We start from the raw sequence: 16202 nt of genomic DNA, 5'->3' as shown, positions 1-16202 counted from the left end.
TTCGCCGGCTGCGTTTACCTAGTGGCCGGTGGCTTCGACCGAATCACGCTCGATACCGTACTTGCGCAGCTTTTCCACCAGCGTGGTCCGGCGCAGGCCAAGCAGTTGGGCGGCATGGGCAACCACGCCCTGGGTGCGCTCAAGCGCTTCGTTGATCAGGGTCAGCTCGATGCTGGCCATATGGTCGCGCAGGTCCAGGCCTTCGCTGGGCAACTGGTTGCCGTTGTCGGCCGCGGCGATCTTGTTGATGAGGCCGGTGGCCGCATTGGCCGGTTGTGCGGGGGCTGCCGCTGCCTTTCCAAGCAGCATCGGACGTTCGTCATCATGGTTCGCAGCCGTTGCAAGATTGGCCTGGTCGCCGCGATAGCGACTGGGCAGGTCCTGCACGCGAACGATTCCACCCGGATGCAGTACAGCCAGGCGTTCAACCAGGTTGGTCAGCTCACGCACGTTGCCCGGCCAGTTGTAGCTGGCAAGCGCCTGCAAGGCCTCCTGAGCGAAGCGAACCTCGCCACGGCCGGTGCGGGCGAGCTGGGTGGCGATGGTTTCCACCAGCATCGGCAGATCGCTGGCGCGCTCCCGCAGCGCGGGGACTTCGATCGGGAACACGTTGAGGCGGTAGAACAGATCCTCGCGGAACTTGCCATCGGTGATACGGGACTCGAGATCACGATGGGTCGCGGCAATGACGCGGACGTTGCAGCGGATGGTCTGGTTGCCGCCGACGCGCTCGAAGCTGCGTTCCTGCAGCACGCGCAGCAGCTTTACCTGCATAGGCAGGCTCATGTCGCCTATTTCGTCCAGCAGCAGCGTGCCGCCTTCGGCCATTTCAAAGCGCCCCTTGCGTGCGCTCAGCGCACCGGTGAAGGCACCCTTCTCATGGCCGAACAATTCGCTCTCGAGCAGATCCGGTGGAATCGCACCACAGTTGATGGCAATGAACGGACCGTCGCGGCGCGGCGAGCGCTGGTGGATGGCACGTGACACGACTTCCTTGCCGGTGCCGGATTCGCCCAGCACCAGTACGGTGGTATCGAAATTGGAGACCTGCTCGATCAGCTGGCGCAGCTCGGTGACGGCCGGGCTGTGCCCGGTCGGACCGTTGTCGCCGGCATTGTCGGCCTGGTGTTCGGCATCCAGTCGCTTCAGGCTGGCGCGGCGCAGCAGCGCTTCCATCTGCGCATGGCGCATCGGCTGTTCCAGCGGCCAGACGTTGGCTTCGTGCAGGCCGTAGTGACGGGAGAACGCCAACGGATCGCCTTCGGCCAGCAGGATCGGCGGTGGCAGCGATGTGCCGGCCAGCCAGGTGAAGAAGCCGGCGGCGCGGTCGGCATCTTCAAGCGTGCCAACCACCACGGCCATCCAGTCATTGCTGCGGTGCCGGCTGACGTCGATGTCCTGTGCCTCGCTGACCCAGCGCGGGTTGAAGTCCATGAACTCCAGCAGGGCCAAGGTGCGCTCGGCGCGCATGCCGTCGGCATCGATCACCAGGATGCGGGACTCACTCATCTTCTTGTACCTTCAGCCCTTCCAGGATCGGCATGACTTCCTGGATGTAGGACAGTTTGCTGACAAAGTTATCGGCACCGGCGCGCAGTGCATGTTCACGGTGTTCGGCGTCGTCGAAGTGACTGGCGATCACGATGTAGGGCGGCTGGTCCTGGGTCTTGATCAGTCGCGTGGCCTGCAGGCCGCCCATTTCCGGCATCGCCAGATCCATCAGCACCACTTGTGGGCGCAGTGTCTCGGAACGTTCAATGGCTTCCAGGCCGTTGGCGGCGCTGCCTACCACTTCCAGCCAGTCGATCTTGCGGAAGTGACGCATGGCGGCGTTGATGAAGCCTTCGTGGTCGTCGACCAGCACTACGGTGAGCTTGTTCATGGGGATCCTTGGTCTCAGCCCACACGGGCCAGCTGGGGCTTGCTGCTCTGCCGGCGACGTTCGCGGGCGGGGGCGATATCAAGCTGTTCGCGGTATTTTGCGACGGTCCGGCGTGCGATGTTCACTCCTTGTCGCGACAACAGGCCGGCAATGGCCTCGTCGGCAAGCGGGCGGGCGGCCGGTTCGGCGTCGATCAGGCGCTTGACCATGGCCTTGACCGCCTGGCCGGAGACGCTGGCGCCTTCCAGGCGCACCGCGAAGAAATGCTTCAGTTCAAACGTGCCGCGCGGTGTCTGCAGGTACTTGCCCGAGGTGATGCGCGAAACGGTGGATTCGTGCATGCCGATCAGGTCGGCCACTTCCTTCAGGGTCAGTGGCGCCATCGACTCGTCGCCGTTGACCAGGAACGCGGCCTGGCGCTCGATGATGACCCGTGCGGTGCGCAGCAGGGTGTCATAGCGCATCGACAGGCCGCGGGTCAGCCAGCGTGCTTCCTGCAGCATTTCGCGCAGCGGCTGGGCTGCCTCGCCATTGCTGTCGGCGACCACGCGTTCGTAGCTGCTGTTGATCGCCAACCGCGGCGTGGTTGCAGGGTTCAACGCGACGCGCCATTGGCCATCGGCGTGCCAGGCGACCACATCCGGGATCACCGCCAGCTCCTGCTGCGGCAGCAGGCAGTCGCCGGGACGGGGCTGCAGCGACAACACCAGGCGGAACGCTTCATGGACGTCGGCAACATCGACATCCAGGGCGCGGGCCAGGGCAGGGTAGTCGTGACTTGCCAGCAGCTGCATATCGGCGTCGAGCAGGCGCTGCGCCAGATGGCGGGCCGCAACCCGGCCGGGCAGGGCGGAGAGCTGGGCCTGCAGGCATTCGCGCAGGTCCACCGCTGCCATGCCGGCCGGTTCGCCCTGCAGCAAGCGCTGGCGCAGGCGTTCAACATCGGTGCTCGTACGGTCCAGGCGGGCACTGGCCAGCTGCGTCAACTGGGCCAGTGGTGCCTGCAGGTAGCCGGCTTCATCGCAATGCTCCAGCCAGAAGCTGACAACGGCCAGATCGGCATCGTTCAACTCGTAGGCGAGGGCATTGAGGATACGCAGCTGCGGATCGCTGGACTCGCCGGCGGCAACGCGGGCCATGCGGTCTTCGTCATCGGCATTCCAGCTGGCGCCCGGCACATCCCAAAGCGTACTTTCGGGGAGTTCGTCAAACGCCGCGATCTCGGTCTGCGCAGCGTCGGTGTCGGTCGCTACCGGCGCGTCTTCCGCCTGCTCCTGCAGCTCCAGCAGTGGGTTGCTCTCCAGGGCCTGGCGGACTTCTTGTTCCAACTGCATGCCGTTGAGCTGCAGCAGTCGAATCGATTGCAGCAGTGCGGGCGTGAGATGGAGTTGCTGGCCCAGCTGGGCAGACAGTGCGGCTTTCATGCGTTTCCCCGGTGCGCCCCGGTCGATGGGCGCGTTGTGGAACGCATCTTGCGTGCTTCATGTCGGGGCGGTAATAGGTGCTGACCCTATAGCTGTCGATGGCCGCCCTACGTGCTGTAGGTGATACCCCTACATTGTGCCGATTTATTGACGCGCCTTTTGCACGAGAATTATGTAAGCCATTGATTTTAATTGAATCCGTGCGTAAGGCGACGGATTTCCGATTTCGTGACGCAGTCGGGCTTTTAGCGCGGCTGTGGCGTCAGGTAAGGTCATTTTCGTGGCGCAATGCGAGCAGGAGCAGGTCGTTGGCGCGCCGACAGCCCAGCGATTCCATCATTCGTGCCCGATGGGTTTCCACCGTCTTGATGCTGATGCCAAGATCGGCCGCGATTTCCTTGGTGGTCTGGCCGGTGCCAAGACGGCGCAGGATCTGCTTCTGCCGTGGCGACAAGCTGCCGATGCCGGTCGCGCGCTCCTTGCCCATCAAGGGCGCAAGCATCTTCGCCGAAATCTGCGGGCTCAGGAAAACCTGGCCGGCGTGGGCCGCGCGCAGCGCCAGTTCCAGTTCAGCCGGCGCAGCATCCTTGACCAGAAAGCCAACCGCACCACGGTCCAGCGCATCGCGCACATGTGCCGCATCGTCGTGCATGGACATCATCACCGCGCGCGCGTGCGGCAGCCGCTGGCGGATATCGCTCAGCGCTTCGAGACCCGAACGACCGGGCAGGGACAGGTCCAGCAGGATCAGGTCCGGAACGTGGAACAATGCCATTTCCAGCGCCTGCTCGGCATTGCTGGCCTCGGCCACCACCTGGATCCCGTCGAATGTCTGCAGCAGGCGGGTGAGCCCGGCACGGACCAGGGTGTGGTCGTCGACAATAAGAAGGCGCACAGGACCCCGGGTCATATCAGAAGGCTGCACCTTAGCGGAGCGGCGACCCTGGCGCCAGAGCACAAAGTCGCAACGAGGTCATCGGTTGCGGCGACTATCTGCAATCTGCTTGCGATGCAGGCGGAACAGGTGACGTTCAACCGCTGCCAGCAACGCATCATTCTGCGTATGCAGGCGCAGCCACAACTGCACACCTTGCGCCGTCTGTGCCTCGGCCACGACAAGAACCGGTAGTTCGATGGTGTCGGGCAGCCATTCAGCAGGCTGCAGGCTGACCACGCCCTCGGTACCCGGGGCGAAGCCGCCCAGTTGGTCACGCTGCAGCCGCAGGCCCAGGCGTGACCAGCGCAGCTGGCTGGCGGTCACGGACGGCAGTTCGCGTTGCAGCAGGCGCCCCAACAGAACCAGGGTCAGGTCCAGGCGTGCCTCCAGCCGCTGCAGTTGCTGGCTGTTGTCGCCACGCTCGTCGCTGTCATCCAGATTTCGCGCATCTTCCACCAGCGCGACGCTGCGCAGGAGCATCTCGGCGCTGCCCGGGCGGGTGATCCGGGCATTGGCTTCAAACATCACTGGCAGCGACAGCTCACAACTGAGCGTGTCGTCGAACAGCTCGGTTTCTGCAGGATGAGTGATGCCGGGGGTGTTCATGCCAGCGTTCCGGCCTGGAGATACGCGCTGGCGGCACGCGTGGATTGACGTTCGGCGCGCAGGTGCAGGGCAGCCTCGTCACGCAGCTCGCGCATCCTGTCAGCCACTGCATGCTGTTGTGCCAGCAGCGCCTGCAGCGCATCGGCACTGCCGGCTGCACCGTTGTCCTGGATGTAACTGCGCAGGCGCTGATCGTGGGTGGCGACGATCTGTTCGGCGGCAGCATGATCCTCGGCGTTGATGGCGTTCTTCAGTGCGTCCAGATCCGCATGCAGGGCCTGAAGCATCTGGCTGGCGGTATCGGTCATCAGCGCGCTCCCGTGGCCGCCGGCATGGCGCGTTGTTCGGACGGGATCGCGTTCCAGGCGGATTCGATCTCACTCATGAGTGCCAAGGACTCCTGCAGGGCGTTGGCGTCATTGTTCAGATTGCCTTCGGTCAAGCGGTGCAATACGTACTCGTACAGTGCCGACAGATTGCTGGCGACATCGCCACCGGCCTCATGGTCCAGGGAGCCGTTGAGGTGACCAATGATGGCACAGGCTTCGCCGATGGCCTTGCCCTTCAAGGCCTGGTCACCGCTGGCCAGGCAGGCCTCCGCGCGGCGGATGCGCTCACCGGCGCCCTCGAGCAGCAGGGCGACCAGGCGATGGGGGTCCGCATCGACGACACGGCTGGAAACGCCGACCTTGCGGTATTGCTCGGCATAGTGGCGGTTGGCACCGTACATGTGGATGGGACTCCTTGTTGTCGGTCGCCATGTGCGTTGGGCATGGCGGCCGGGGTGGGTGATTGTCGCGGTATCGCGATTACTTGGACTTGGCTGCCAGCTGCTGCGCAAGGTAGTTGCTGGTGCTCTGCATCTGTGCAACCAGGGTGTCCATTGCAGTGAACTGCTTGGTGTAACGCTCAGCTACCTTCTCCATGCGCGCATCGAGCGCATCCAGGTCCGATTCAAGCTTCTTGATCTGCTTGTTCAGCGAGTCGGTACGCAGGGTAAGGGTGCCCTGGCTGTCCAGATTGCTCTTGAGCATGCTGGTCACGCCGCTGGACAGGCTGCCCTTGCTGCCCAGCAGGGCCTGCGCGGCGCCCGGATTCTCCGCCACGGTCTTGTCGAAGGTGGTGCTGCTGAAGCTGAGCGTGCCGTCCTTGTTGATCGCCACCCCAAGTGCCTTCAGATCAACAACATTTGCGCTGAGTTGGCTGCGCATCTGCTGCTGCAGTCCGCGGATCATGGAATCGCCGGTCAGCGTGGACGCCTTGTTGTTGGTGGCGTCGTAACTGGTCGAGCTTTTCAGCAGGCTGGTGGTTGCGTTGTAGGCGCTGATGAACGCCTGCAGGTTGATCTTCAGCGGCGAGTTGTCCTGCGCCACAGTCAGCGTGCGGGTGGTGCCGACCTCAGCCTTGCTCAGGTTGAGGGTGACGCCGGGAATGATGTCGGTAATGGAATTGCTGCTGGATTCCCGCTCGAAGCCATCCACGCGGACCTTGGCATTGGTGGCGGCGGTGGTCTGGGCCATGCCACCGGCACTGCCATCCCAGGTCAACGCCGACAGACCGCCATTGCCGCCGCTGGCGCTGACCTTCAGCGCACCCTCGGTGCCGGCATTGACCGCATTCATCACCAGATGCTGGCCATCGCTTGCGGTAATGATGGTGGCGTTGACGCCCTTGCCGTTTGCGGCCGAGTTGATGGCGGCGGCGATCTCGGTCAGCGTCGCCCCCTCGGCAATATCCACGTCGAGGGTCTGGTCGTCCCACGCAAACGTCAGCTTTCCGTCGCCCACCGGCGCATCGGCAGCAAACGCGCCGGAGCTCAGCTTCTGGGTGGTTGCCAGGCTGAGTACTTCGACATTGTAGGTGCCCGCTGTCGCCAGGGTCTTGCCGGTGCTTGGATCGGTGATGATGTTGGTGCTGAAGCCTGCACCCTCCGGTACCGTGGCCTTGTAGGCGCGGATATCGGCACTCTTGACCATGGCCTCCAGTGAGGACTGCAAGCCGCTCAACGAGCTCTTGATGTTGCCCAACGCCGACAGCTTGGCGGTGGCCGCCGTACCCTGGGAGTTGATGCGGTTGTCGGCAGGTTTGCGCTCGGCAGCCACCAGCTTGGCGACGATGGTGGGGATGTCGAGGCCGGAGCCAACAGCAGCGAGAGAGGAGGTGGCCATGTGTTTCCTTGGTCTAGGCTGTGGGACGCCTGTGCAGCTATCCCTTGTATCGGCACGCCTGCCCAGCAACTTTAGGCAGTCGGCGATGGTTGCCGTGCTGACCATGCAAGCGGTGTGCCGAAACTGCCCGGTCGCGGCCGGCAATTACAGCAAACGCAGAACCCCCGCCTGAGAGCGGGGGTTCTGGAAACGTCACCTCTGGAGCCGGTCCACCGGCCCTGCAGGTTGCTTAGCCCAGCAGGCTCAGCACGTTCTGGGTGGAGCTGTTGGCCTGCGACAGCATGGCGGTACCGGCCTGCTGCAGGATCTGGTTGCGGGTCAGCTCGGCGGTTTCCTTGGCGTAGTCGGCATCACGGATGCGGCTGCGCGAGGCGGACAGGTTTTCCGAGGTGGTCGACAGGTTGGAGATGGTGGAGCTGAAGCGGTTCTGGATCGCACCCATGTCGGCACGCGAGCTGTTGACCGCGGTCAGTGCCTTGTCGACGATTTCCAGGGCCTTCTGCGAACCGGCGAAGCTCGAGATATCCAGCTTGCTGGCGTTCTTGGCGTCATTGACGTTGGCTGCGGTTTGGGCAGTGAACGCCGTGCCGGCAGTCAGGCCGCCACCGCTGATGGTGCCCAGGCTCATGGCCGAGGTGAACTGGTTGCCCTTGACCGACTGCAGCGTGATCGCACCGTTGGTGTCGTCGATCTTGGCGTAAACACCGGTCTGGTCCATCTTGTCGTTGATGGCCGAGGCGATCTTCTTGTTGATCGACAGGGTCGAATCACCGGATTCGTACTTGACGGTGTCAATGTTGACGGTCTTGGCAGAGGCGCCTGCGCCGGTGCCGGTCACCGAGATGGTGATACCGCTGACATTGCCGGCAGCGGTCGCAGCGGCGCCGGAAGCAACAACGTTGACGGCCGTGGTGTCGACAGCGAAGTTCATCGTGCCCAGGCTGGTGGTCTTGGCATCGACGATGCTGTTGATGCCGATGGTCTGGCCCGAATCAGCGCCGACCTGGAACAGGGCGCCGGAGAAGCTGCCGTCCAGCAGCTTGGTGCCGTTGAAGTTGGTCTGGTTGGAAACGCGGTCGATTTCCTTCAGCAGCTGGTTGACTTCCGAGTTCAGCGCTTCACGGTCGGTCGGGGAGTTGGTGGCGTTGGACGACTGCACGGCCAGCTCGCGGATACGCTGCAGGTTGTTGCCGATTTCGACCATCGCGCCTTCGGCGGTCTGGGCCAGCGAGATACCGTCGTTGGCGTTGCGGGTGGCAACGTCCAGACCGCGGATCTGGGTGGTGAAGCGCTCGGAAATGGCCAGACCTGCGGCATCGTCCTTGGCGCTGTTGATGCGCAGGCCCGAAGACAGGCGCTGGATCGAGGTGGCCAGGCTGCTGCCGCTCGTGTTCAGGTTGCGCTGAGCATTGAGCGACATGATGTTGGTGTTGATGACTTGTGCCATGATTTCGGATTCCTTTTTGTCGTTTGATCCGGCAGCTCAACCTGACCGGTACTGGGTGCAGTGGGAAGTGCCGTAGGGGCCGCAGTACCGCTGCTGATATCAATAACGGCAGCACCCTCCTGCGCTTTAGGGCTTCCGTAAGATCTGATTGACAAATATCGCTCTCCAACGCTGGAGGCAGTCAGAACCCGTTTATGGGAACGGCGGGAGTAGCGGAGCAGGTGGTATCGAAGGCCGGCGGGATTTGCGAACCGATGATGTTCGGGGATCGTGGCTTACGCCGCTCCCACAAAAATCAGGAATAAAAAACCCCGGCAAGCCGGGGTTTTTGTTTGACCACGTGGCGCTGGCTTACTTCAGCAGGCTGAGCACGTTCTGCGGCACCTGGTTGGCCTGGGCCAGCATGGCCGTACCGGCCTGCTGCAGGATCTGGGTACGGGTCATCTCGGCGGTTTCCTTGGCGTAGTCCGCATCACGGATACGGCTGCGGGAAGCCGACAGGTTTTCCGAGGTGGTGGCCAGGTTGGCGATGGTGGAGGTGAAGCGGTTCTGGATGGCACCCATCTCCGCACGCGAGCTGCTGACGGCCGTCAGTGCCTTGTCGACGATTTCAATTGCCCGCTGCGAACCAGCGAAATCGGAGATGTCCAGGTCTTCCATGTGACGGGTGCCGCCGCCGTTGGCTGCCACGCCTGCCGCGGCCGTGGTCGCGCCCAGATCCGCTGCCAGCGAGACGGTGATGCCGGTGCCGCCCGTCAGGGTGCCGTTGGTGACGCCGCCGAAGTCCTGGCCAGCCTTCACCGAGGTGAGCTTCAGTTCACCGGCTTCGATGGTGGCGTACACGCCGGTCTGGTCCAGCTTGTTGTTGAATGCCTGGGCAACCTTCTTCTGCACGGCGGCAGCGTCGTCGCCGACTTCGATCTTGATGTCATCCAGCTTGATCTGGCTTGCGGCGGCGGCACCGGCCGGGGTGACACTGACGGTGATGCCGCTGATCGAGCCGGAGGCGGTCGCCGCGGTGCCGCCAATGCCGGCGCCGCTCACGTTGTCGGCGAAGCCTGCCTTGCCCAGGGTGTCGATGTTGGCATCGACGATGGCGTTGATGCCGATGGTCTGGCCCGAGTTGGCACCGACCTGGAACAGGGCGCCGGTGAAGCTGCCGTCGAGCAGCTTGGTGCCGTTGAAGCCGGTCTGGTTGGCGACGCGGTCGATCTCCGACAGCAGCTGGTCGACTTCGGCGTTCAGCGCTTCACGGTCGCTGGGCGAGTTGGTGGCGTTGGACGATTGCACGGCCAGTTCGCGGATGCGCTGCAGGTTGTTGCCGATCTCGACCATTGCGCCTTCGGCGGTCTGGGCCAGCGAGATGCCGTCGTTGGCGTTGCGGACGGCGACGTCCAGGCCACGGATCTGGGTGCTGAAACGCTCGGAAATGGCCAGGCCGGCGGCATCGTCCTTGGCGCTGTTGATGCGCAGGCCCGAAGACAGGCGCTGGATGGATGTCGCCAGGCTGCTGCCGCTGGTGTTCAAGTTGCGCTGAGCGTTCAGCGACATGATGTTGGTGTTGATGACTTGTGCCATGGGACTTCTCCGTTGTGTTCGGTGACGTACTGCGTGTGAGGAGGCGGAAGCGGTGCGGGTTGCGGAATCAGCGGATCATGTTGAACAACGACATGGACTGCATCTGGGTGAAGATGGTCTGTGCCGCCTGCAAAGCCGCGCCTTCGAGCTGGTACTGCCCGATGGCTTCGGCATAGTTGAGGTCGCGTAAATGCGACAGTGAGCTTTCCAGGGTGATGCTGCTGGCCTCGCGCAGCGATGCCGCATCGTCGATGGATTTCAGTTGTGCACCACCGGCTGCACGCGCGTCGATCAGGCTGCCCGATGCGCGTGCAACATCACGCATGCTGGCCTGCAGGGCGTTCTGTTGCGCGGTTCGGCCGGCTTCGGTGGAGGTGTCCATCTGCAGCGTCTGCACCAGTTGGTCGATCGTGCTGAAGACATCGCGGGTGCCGGCCTGTCCGGCGCTGAACGCGTCACCGGCGGCGGGGGTGCCTTCAATGCGCACCCGCAGCCCCTGGAAGACGATGTCCTCGCCGGTCTTGTAGGTGCCGGTGCCGACCACGGTGTTGCTGGCATCCACCACTTCATAGGTGTCTGCGGCGGTGAAGCGCAACGTGTAGCTGTCCCCGTTCCAGCTGCCGGAACCATCGCGGCTGATGTCGGTCAGGACTGCCTTGCCGGTATTGCCGGCGACCGCCGCCGCGTCGACCGTGCCATCACCGGTGCGGATGCGCAGGAACACCTCGCTGCCAGGCAGGGCGTCCTTGACGAACATGCCTGGCGCAACTTCGACCTGGCGCTGGATCTGATCGCCGTTATAGGTGACCGTGCCATTGGCCAGGGTGAACGGCGCGGCGCCGTCGGCAGCGCCGCCAAACAGATAGCGACCGTTGCCGTCGGTGGTATTGGCCAAGGCCAGCATCTGGTCCTTGATCGATTGCAGTTCGGCCGAAACCGTCTTGCGGTCCTCCGCCGACAGCGCGGCATTGTTGGCCTGCACGGTCAATTCCGATACCCGTGCCAGCAGCTCGTTGGCCTGCGCCAAGGTGTTTTCCTGCAGGCCCAGCCGGTTCTGCGCGCCGTTGGCGTTCTTGCCGAGCTGTTCGAGCTCGGCAAGAACGCGATCCAGGCCCACGGCCGTACCGGAAGCAACGGGATCATCCTTGGCGGTGACGATCTTCTTGCCGGTGGCCAGCTGCTGCTCAAGATGATTCATCTTGCTCTGCTTGGACAGCATCAGCGCGACCGATTGGTCGTACATCATGTTGCTGGAAATTCGGTTGCTCATCAGCCCACCGCCTTCAAAATCGTCTGGAACATGGTGTCGGCGGTGGATATCAGCTGCGACGCGGCCTGATAGGCCTGCTGCAGCCGGAGCATGTCCGCCGCTTCCTCATCAAGGTTCACGCCCGAGATCGAGTCGCGTGAGGCCTTGGCGTTGTCGTTGATCACCTGCTGTGCCTGCAGCGAGTAGTCGGCGGCACGGGCTGCGGAGCCGATCTGCGTGGTCAGCCCACCCAGCGCGCCGTTCAAGGTGACGGTGCCACCGTTGAAAGCCTTGGCTTCTTCGACATTGGCGAGCCGCGAGGCGTTGCCGTTGTCACTGGAGCCGGCAGCGGTCTTGCCGATATCGAAGCGGTCGCCGGCGGCCGGCTTGCCATCGAGCACGACACTCCAGCCGTTGGCGCTGATGGTCTGGCCGGGCGTATAGGCAAACGGGCCGGCGCCATCGATGGTGTAGTTGTTGGCGTCGATGAACTCGATCGCCGCCGGATTGAGCAGGGCAGGGTTGCCTGCATCCAGAACATCCAATTTGCCGAGCACGCCGGTACCGGTGTTGGCGAGCACGGCGGTGCCCTTGACCGGGTTGGCAGCGGCAATGCGCGAAGGATCGGTGATCGCCACCGACAGGTCATTGGTGGCACCTGCGGTGGGTTGCAGCAGGAAGCGGTCATTGGTCGCGGGTGTGCCGCCCACGACGAACTGAACGCCATTGACCACGAACGGGTCGGCGGCGGTGCCGGTACCGGTCATGGGCACGGATACGCCGGTATCGGCGCGGCTGGCCTGCCAGTTGGTACCGTCGAACTTCAGCAGCAGGTTCTGTCCGTCCAGCGCCGCCAGGTCACCATAACTTGCAGTGAGGGTGGCGCCGCCGGTATTGCCGCTGTGCGCGGAAATCTTCGGAGCTCCGAGATTGAAGAAGTTGCCCCCCATGTCGCCATACAGATCCATGCCTTCGGCATGGGCCTGGTTGAAGGACTGCGCCATGCCGACCGCGATGCGGCCGAGTTCGGCTTGTGCCGGGGTCAGCACGGTCTCACGGAACTCCAGCAGGCCCCCGATCTGCCCGCCAAGCGCCTTGCTGTCCAGGCTGACGGTCATGCCCTGGGTCTTGATGGCGAGGCGCAGACGTTCGGGCTGATACGGGTCGGCGGCGGTGGTGATCTGCGAGGCCGTGGTGCCGACGACCAAGGCCTGGCCGCCCGCCGAATAGACGTTCATCACCCCGCCGTCCTGGATCACCGCAGTACCGCCGGTGTAGGCAACCAGCTTGGAGATCAGCTGGTCACGGCGATCCAGCAGGTCCGGCGCGGCCGCAGCGGCGTTGCTGCCGATGGCGCCATTGATCTGCGCGATCTCCGACGCAAGCCGGTTTACTTCGGTGGCGGCGGAGATCAAGCCGTTGTTGACCTCGCTGTTCAAGCCGTCGAGGTTGGCATTGAGTTGCTTGAAGCGGTTTACCAGGGTGCTGGCGTTATCGAGCACGTCGCGGCGGTCCGCGGTACCGGACGCATTGGACGCAAGGCCATTGACCGCGTCGAAGAAGTTGGACCACACGCCGGTGACGTTGGTGGCGGCGTCCGAGAACAGGGCATCTACACGGTCGGCCATGCCGGACAGCTGCTGCAGCCGTGCCAGCTCGCCGTTGCTGTCGAGCAGCCGTGAGATGGCCAACTGGTCGGCAACGCGGCGGATGTCGGTGATCTTGGTGCCGTTGCCAACATCGCCGTAACCCACGTCGCTGGGTTCACGCGTGGCGAAGTCCACCTTCTGCCGGCTATAGCCGTCAGTCTTGATGTTGGCGACGTTGTGGCTGACAGTCGCCAGCGCCCGTTGGAAGGCGATCAGCGCGCTGGTGCCGGTGGAAAGAACATTAGACATGGACGGCTATCTCAACGTCGGGTGATGCCGGTGGTACCGGCGTTGCTGGCAAAGGTCTGGCTCAGACCGGCGCTGGCGCTGCCGATGGCGGCGACAGCGCGTTGGATGGTCGGGCCGGCGGCGATAGCGGCGATCTTGGCCGCATACGAGGGATCGGTGGCATAACCGGCGCGCTGCAGGCCTTGGGCGAAACTGCGCACATCGCTGCCGGCGCTGAGCGCGGCCTGGTAGCGAGGGCTGGTCTTCAACATGCGCACGTAATCGCCAAAGCTCTCCGCCATCGACCCATAGGCACGGAAGCTGGCGACCTCGTTGCGACGCTGGCCATTGACGTACTCGTGGGTGCCGGTGGTGGCGCGCTCGCCACTCCAGCCATTGGCCTTGATGCCGAACAGGTTGTGGCTGCTGTCACCGTTGTCGCGCTTGATGTGACGCTTGCCCCAGCCGGTCTCCAGCGCCGCCTGGGCGACCAATGCACGCGGATCCACGCCCAGTTCGCGCGCGGCGCGCTCGGCGTGGGGCCAGATGCTGGCGACGAAACCTTCCGGCGTGTGCTTGCCCAGCTTGTCGGCGGCGACATTGGCACTGGCGGTGTTGATCGCATCGCCGCGTTCCGCCGCCGACACCTTGCTCCAGCGGTCATTGGCCATTGCCCAATCCGCGGACGGTTCGACGGATGCGGCATCCTGATAGGGGTTGGCGCTGTTCAAGGAGGCGTGGAAGCTGCTGCTGTCGCGCCCGGCGATCAGATCCAGTGCCTGCGTCTGTGGCGCCATATAGGTGGACTGATCACGCAGATCCAGCGATGACAACGGATCCTCGCCAAGCGGCAGGCCGCTGGCAGCAGGAGTGGCCAACTGGTAGGCGCGCACGGCCGCCGCTGGTTTGATGCTGGGATCAACCGTTGGCGCTGTCGTACCCTCGGTGCCTCCCAGTTGCCGCGCGATCATTGCCGACAAACCCAGTCCGCGGCCACGCGTCATCGCTTCGGCAATGCGCTGGTCGTACATTTCGCGGAACATCTGGTTCTCGCCGGGAAACAGCGAGTCGCCAAAGCTGGCATCGCGCATGCTCTTGACCAGCATCTGCGCGAACTGGCCTTCCAGCTGGCGTGCAACCTTGTCGATCTTCGCCGGGTCATTGGCGATGACGGGATTGAGTTCCAGCGCGGGCGCGGCGATACGCATGTCAGATCACCTCGAGGTCGGCGGTCAATGCGCCGGCCTGCTTGAGGGCCTCGAGGATGGCGATCAGATCACCAGGCGCGGCGCCAACTTCGTTCACCGCGCGCACGATCTCATCCAGGGTGGCACCGCCGTCGAAGCGGAACATGCGGCTGCCTTCATTGCTGGCCGTGATGGTGGACTGTGGGGTAGCGACGGTCTGTCCGCCGCCGAAGGCATTGGGTTGGCTGACCTGGGTCGATTCGCTGACGGTCACCGTCAAGGAACCGTGCGAGATCGCCGCCGGGCTGACCCGCACCTGCGCGCCGATGACGACGGTGCCGGTACGCGAGTTGACCACGATGCGCGCCGGTGCCGCGCCTGGCGACAACTCGACGTTCTCGATGCGTGCCAGCATGCCGATGCGTGCGCCCGGATCAGTCGGTGTCTGTACGGAAACCGTGCCACCATCGACTGCACGCGCTGCACCTTCGCCGAAGGTGGCATTGAGCGCATTGACCATTCGCGAGACCGTGGTGAAGTCGTTCTGGTGCAGGTTCAAGGTGATGTCACCACCACCAGCGAAGACGTCAGGCAGGGCACGTTCAACCGTGGCGCCGTTGGGAATGCGGCCAGCGCTGGGAATGTTCACCGAGACGCGTGAGCCGTCCTTGCCCTGGGCACCAAAGCCGCCAACGATCAGATTGCCCTGGGCGATGGCATAGACCTGGCCGTCGATGCCTTTCAACGGGGCCATCAGCAAGGAGCCGCCGCGCAAGGAGACGGCGTTGCCGATCGAGGACACGGTGATGTCGATGGTCTGGCCCGGCTTGGCGAACGGCGGCAGCTCGGCGTGGATCGCCACCGCCGCAACGTTCTTCAACTGTGGGTTGACGTTGGCCGGAACATTGACGCCCAACTCGCCCAACAGGTTCTTCAGGCTCTGCACGGTGAACGGGGCTTGGCTGGTACGGTCACCGCTGCCATCCAGACCGACAACCAGGCCATAACCCACCAAGGCGTTGCCGCGGACACCACCCACCTGCGCCAGGTCCTTGATACGCTCGGCCTGGGCGGGCAGGGCGGCGGCAAGCAGCAGTGCTGCCAGCACAACAGGACGCATGAAAGAGAAAGTCTTCATCACGGTGCTCAGAACAGCGCGAATGCTGAATTGAAGAAGCGGCCCAGCCAGCCCATCGCGTTGGACTGCGCTACCGCGCCACGACCGCCATAGGCGATACGCGCATCAGCGACCTTGCTGGAGGCGATGGTGTTGTCCGGCGCGATATCCGCTGCGCGCACCACACCCTGGATCTGTACCAGCTCATCGCCCTGGTTCAGGCGCAGGTTTTTCTGTCCCTGCACCACCAGGTTGCCATTGGGCAGACGCTGGATGACGGTGACCGTGACGCTGCCCTGCAGGCGGTTGCTCTGCGCGCTGTTGCCCTTGCCGCCGAAATCACGGTCGGCCGATGCCGAGGCGCCAAGAATGTCTTTCCCACCCAGCGTGACCGGTGCGCCAAACAGGGTTGGCGTTCCGACATCAACGCTGGATTTCTTGCTGATCGCAGTACTGGCGGTGGTGGTGGCCATGGTGTTCTCGACCAGGGTGATGGTCAGCAGGTCACCGACGTCGCGTGCGCGCCTGTCGCCATATAGGTTCAAGCCCGGGCCGGCGGCGTAGATCGCACCAGCGGTTGGCGCGGCGGCCTGCACGACGATGGGCTGGATTGGCGCCATCGGTGCATAGGGGCGCACGTCGCCGGCCAGCGTGCAGCCGCCGATCAAGGCAGCGCACAAGGCGATGGAAAGTTGGCGCAGGAGTAGGGTGCTGCTCATGACGGTATCCC

At 63.9% G+C, this 16202-nt stretch carries 15 protein-coding genes; all 15 read right to left on the bottom strand.

Translation table 11 applies throughout. From position 1 onward, the window contains the following. Window positions 1-18 precede the first annotated feature (18 nt). The 15 genes from RT131_RS08880 to flgH all read right to left on the bottom strand — a co-directional run bounded on the left by RT131_RS08880 (window position 19) and on the right by flgH (window position 16191). Window positions 19-1509, bottom strand: coding sequence for a sigma-54 dependent transcriptional regulator (locus RT131_RS08880; protein WP_313172110.1), 1491 nt, complete (start codon window positions 1507-1509; stop codon window positions 19-21). Further along, on the bottom strand, window positions 1502-1882 hold the full coding sequence (locus RT131_RS08875) for a response regulator transcription factor (RefSeq protein WP_313172108.1): 381 nt from the start codon (window positions 1880-1882) through the stop codon (window positions 1502-1504). The genes RT131_RS08880 and RT131_RS08875 overlap by 8 nt, the downstream gene beginning before the upstream one ends. Before the next feature lie 14 nt (window positions 1883-1896). Then, a complete protein-coding gene (rpoN, locus tag RT131_RS08870; protein WP_313172107.1) occupies window positions 1897-3306 on the bottom strand; it encodes an RNA polymerase factor sigma-54 in 1410 nt (469 codons plus the stop codon). Window positions 3307-3568: 262 nt separating this feature from the next. Beyond that, on the bottom strand, window positions 3569-4201 hold the full coding sequence (locus RT131_RS08865; protein ID WP_313172296.1) for a response regulator transcription factor: 633 nt from the start codon (window positions 4199-4201) through the stop codon (window positions 3569-3571). 78 nt (window positions 4202-4279) lie between these two features. After that, the gene (locus RT131_RS08860) at window positions 4280-4849 is read right to left on the bottom strand and encodes a PilZ domain-containing protein (protein ID WP_313172105.1); all 570 of its coding nucleotides are present in this window, start codon (window positions 4847-4849) and stop codon (window positions 4280-4282) included. Beyond that, window positions 4846-5157 (bottom strand): hypothetical protein, encoded by a 312-nt coding sequence (locus RT131_RS08855; RefSeq protein WP_313172103.1) that lies wholly within the window; start codon window positions 5155-5157, stop codon window positions 4846-4848. The genes RT131_RS08860 and RT131_RS08855 overlap by 4 nt, the downstream gene beginning before the upstream one ends. Next, window positions 5157-5579 (bottom strand): flagellar export chaperone FliS, encoded by a 423-nt coding sequence (gene fliS / locus RT131_RS08850; RefSeq protein ID WP_313172101.1) that lies wholly within the window; start codon window positions 5577-5579, stop codon window positions 5157-5159. Before fliS ends, RT131_RS08855 begins: the two co-directional genes overlap by 1 nt. 79 nt (window positions 5580-5658) lie before the next feature. Then, window positions 5659-7017, bottom strand: coding sequence for a flagellar filament capping protein FliD (fliD, locus tag RT131_RS08845; RefSeq protein WP_313172099.1), 1359 nt, complete (start codon window positions 7015-7017; stop codon window positions 5659-5661). Window positions 7018-7246: 229 nt separating this feature from the next. Further along, on the bottom strand, window positions 7247-8464 hold the full coding sequence (locus tag RT131_RS08840; protein ID WP_313172097.1) for a flagellin: 1218 nt from the start codon (window positions 8462-8464) through the stop codon (window positions 7247-7249). Between the two features lie 351 nt (window positions 8465-8815). Then, entirely contained in the window at window positions 8816-10042 is a 1227-nt protein-coding gene (locus tag RT131_RS08835) for a flagellin (RefSeq protein ID WP_313172095.1), read from the bottom strand. A gap of 67 nt (window positions 10043-10109) precedes the next feature. Next, window positions 10110-11312 carry a flagellar hook-associated protein FlgL gene (gene flgL / locus RT131_RS08830; RefSeq protein ID WP_313172093.1) on the bottom strand — a complete coding sequence of 401 codons (1203 nt, stop codon included), beginning with the start codon at window positions 11310-11312 and terminating at the stop codon, window positions 10110-10112. Then, window positions 11312-13189: a flagellar hook-associated protein FlgK gene (flgK, locus tag RT131_RS08825; protein ID WP_313172091.1), complete on the bottom strand. Its 1878-nt coding sequence runs from the start codon at window positions 13187-13189 to the stop codon at window positions 11312-11314. The genes flgL and flgK overlap by 1 nt, the downstream gene beginning before the upstream one ends. 11 nt (window positions 13190-13200) lie before the next feature. Beyond that, window positions 13201-14376 carry a flagellar assembly peptidoglycan hydrolase FlgJ gene (flgJ, locus tag RT131_RS08820; RefSeq protein ID WP_313172089.1) on the bottom strand — a complete coding sequence of 392 codons (1176 nt, stop codon included), beginning with the start codon at window positions 14374-14376 and terminating at the stop codon, window positions 13201-13203. 1 nt (window position 14377) lies between these two features. Then, window positions 14378-15475, bottom strand: a complete 1098-nt coding sequence (locus RT131_RS08815) for a flagellar basal body P-ring protein FlgI (RefSeq protein ID WP_313172294.1) — start codon at window positions 15473-15475, stop codon at window positions 14378-14380. Between the two features lie 26 nt (window positions 15476-15501). Further along, window positions 15502-16191 (bottom strand): flagellar basal body L-ring protein FlgH, encoded by a 690-nt coding sequence (gene flgH / locus RT131_RS08810; RefSeq protein ID WP_313172087.1) that lies wholly within the window; start codon window positions 16189-16191, stop codon window positions 15502-15504. Window positions 16192-16202: the final 11 nt, after the last annotated feature.

Origin of the sequence: Stenotrophomonas sp. (genome assembly GCF_032066555.1) — a bacterium.
GTDB lineage: Bacteria > Pseudomonadota > Gammaproteobacteria > Xanthomonadales > Xanthomonadaceae > Stenotrophomonas.
Note: the sequence above shows the minus strand (reverse complement) of the source record. Positions and strands in the feature narration are given on the sequence as shown.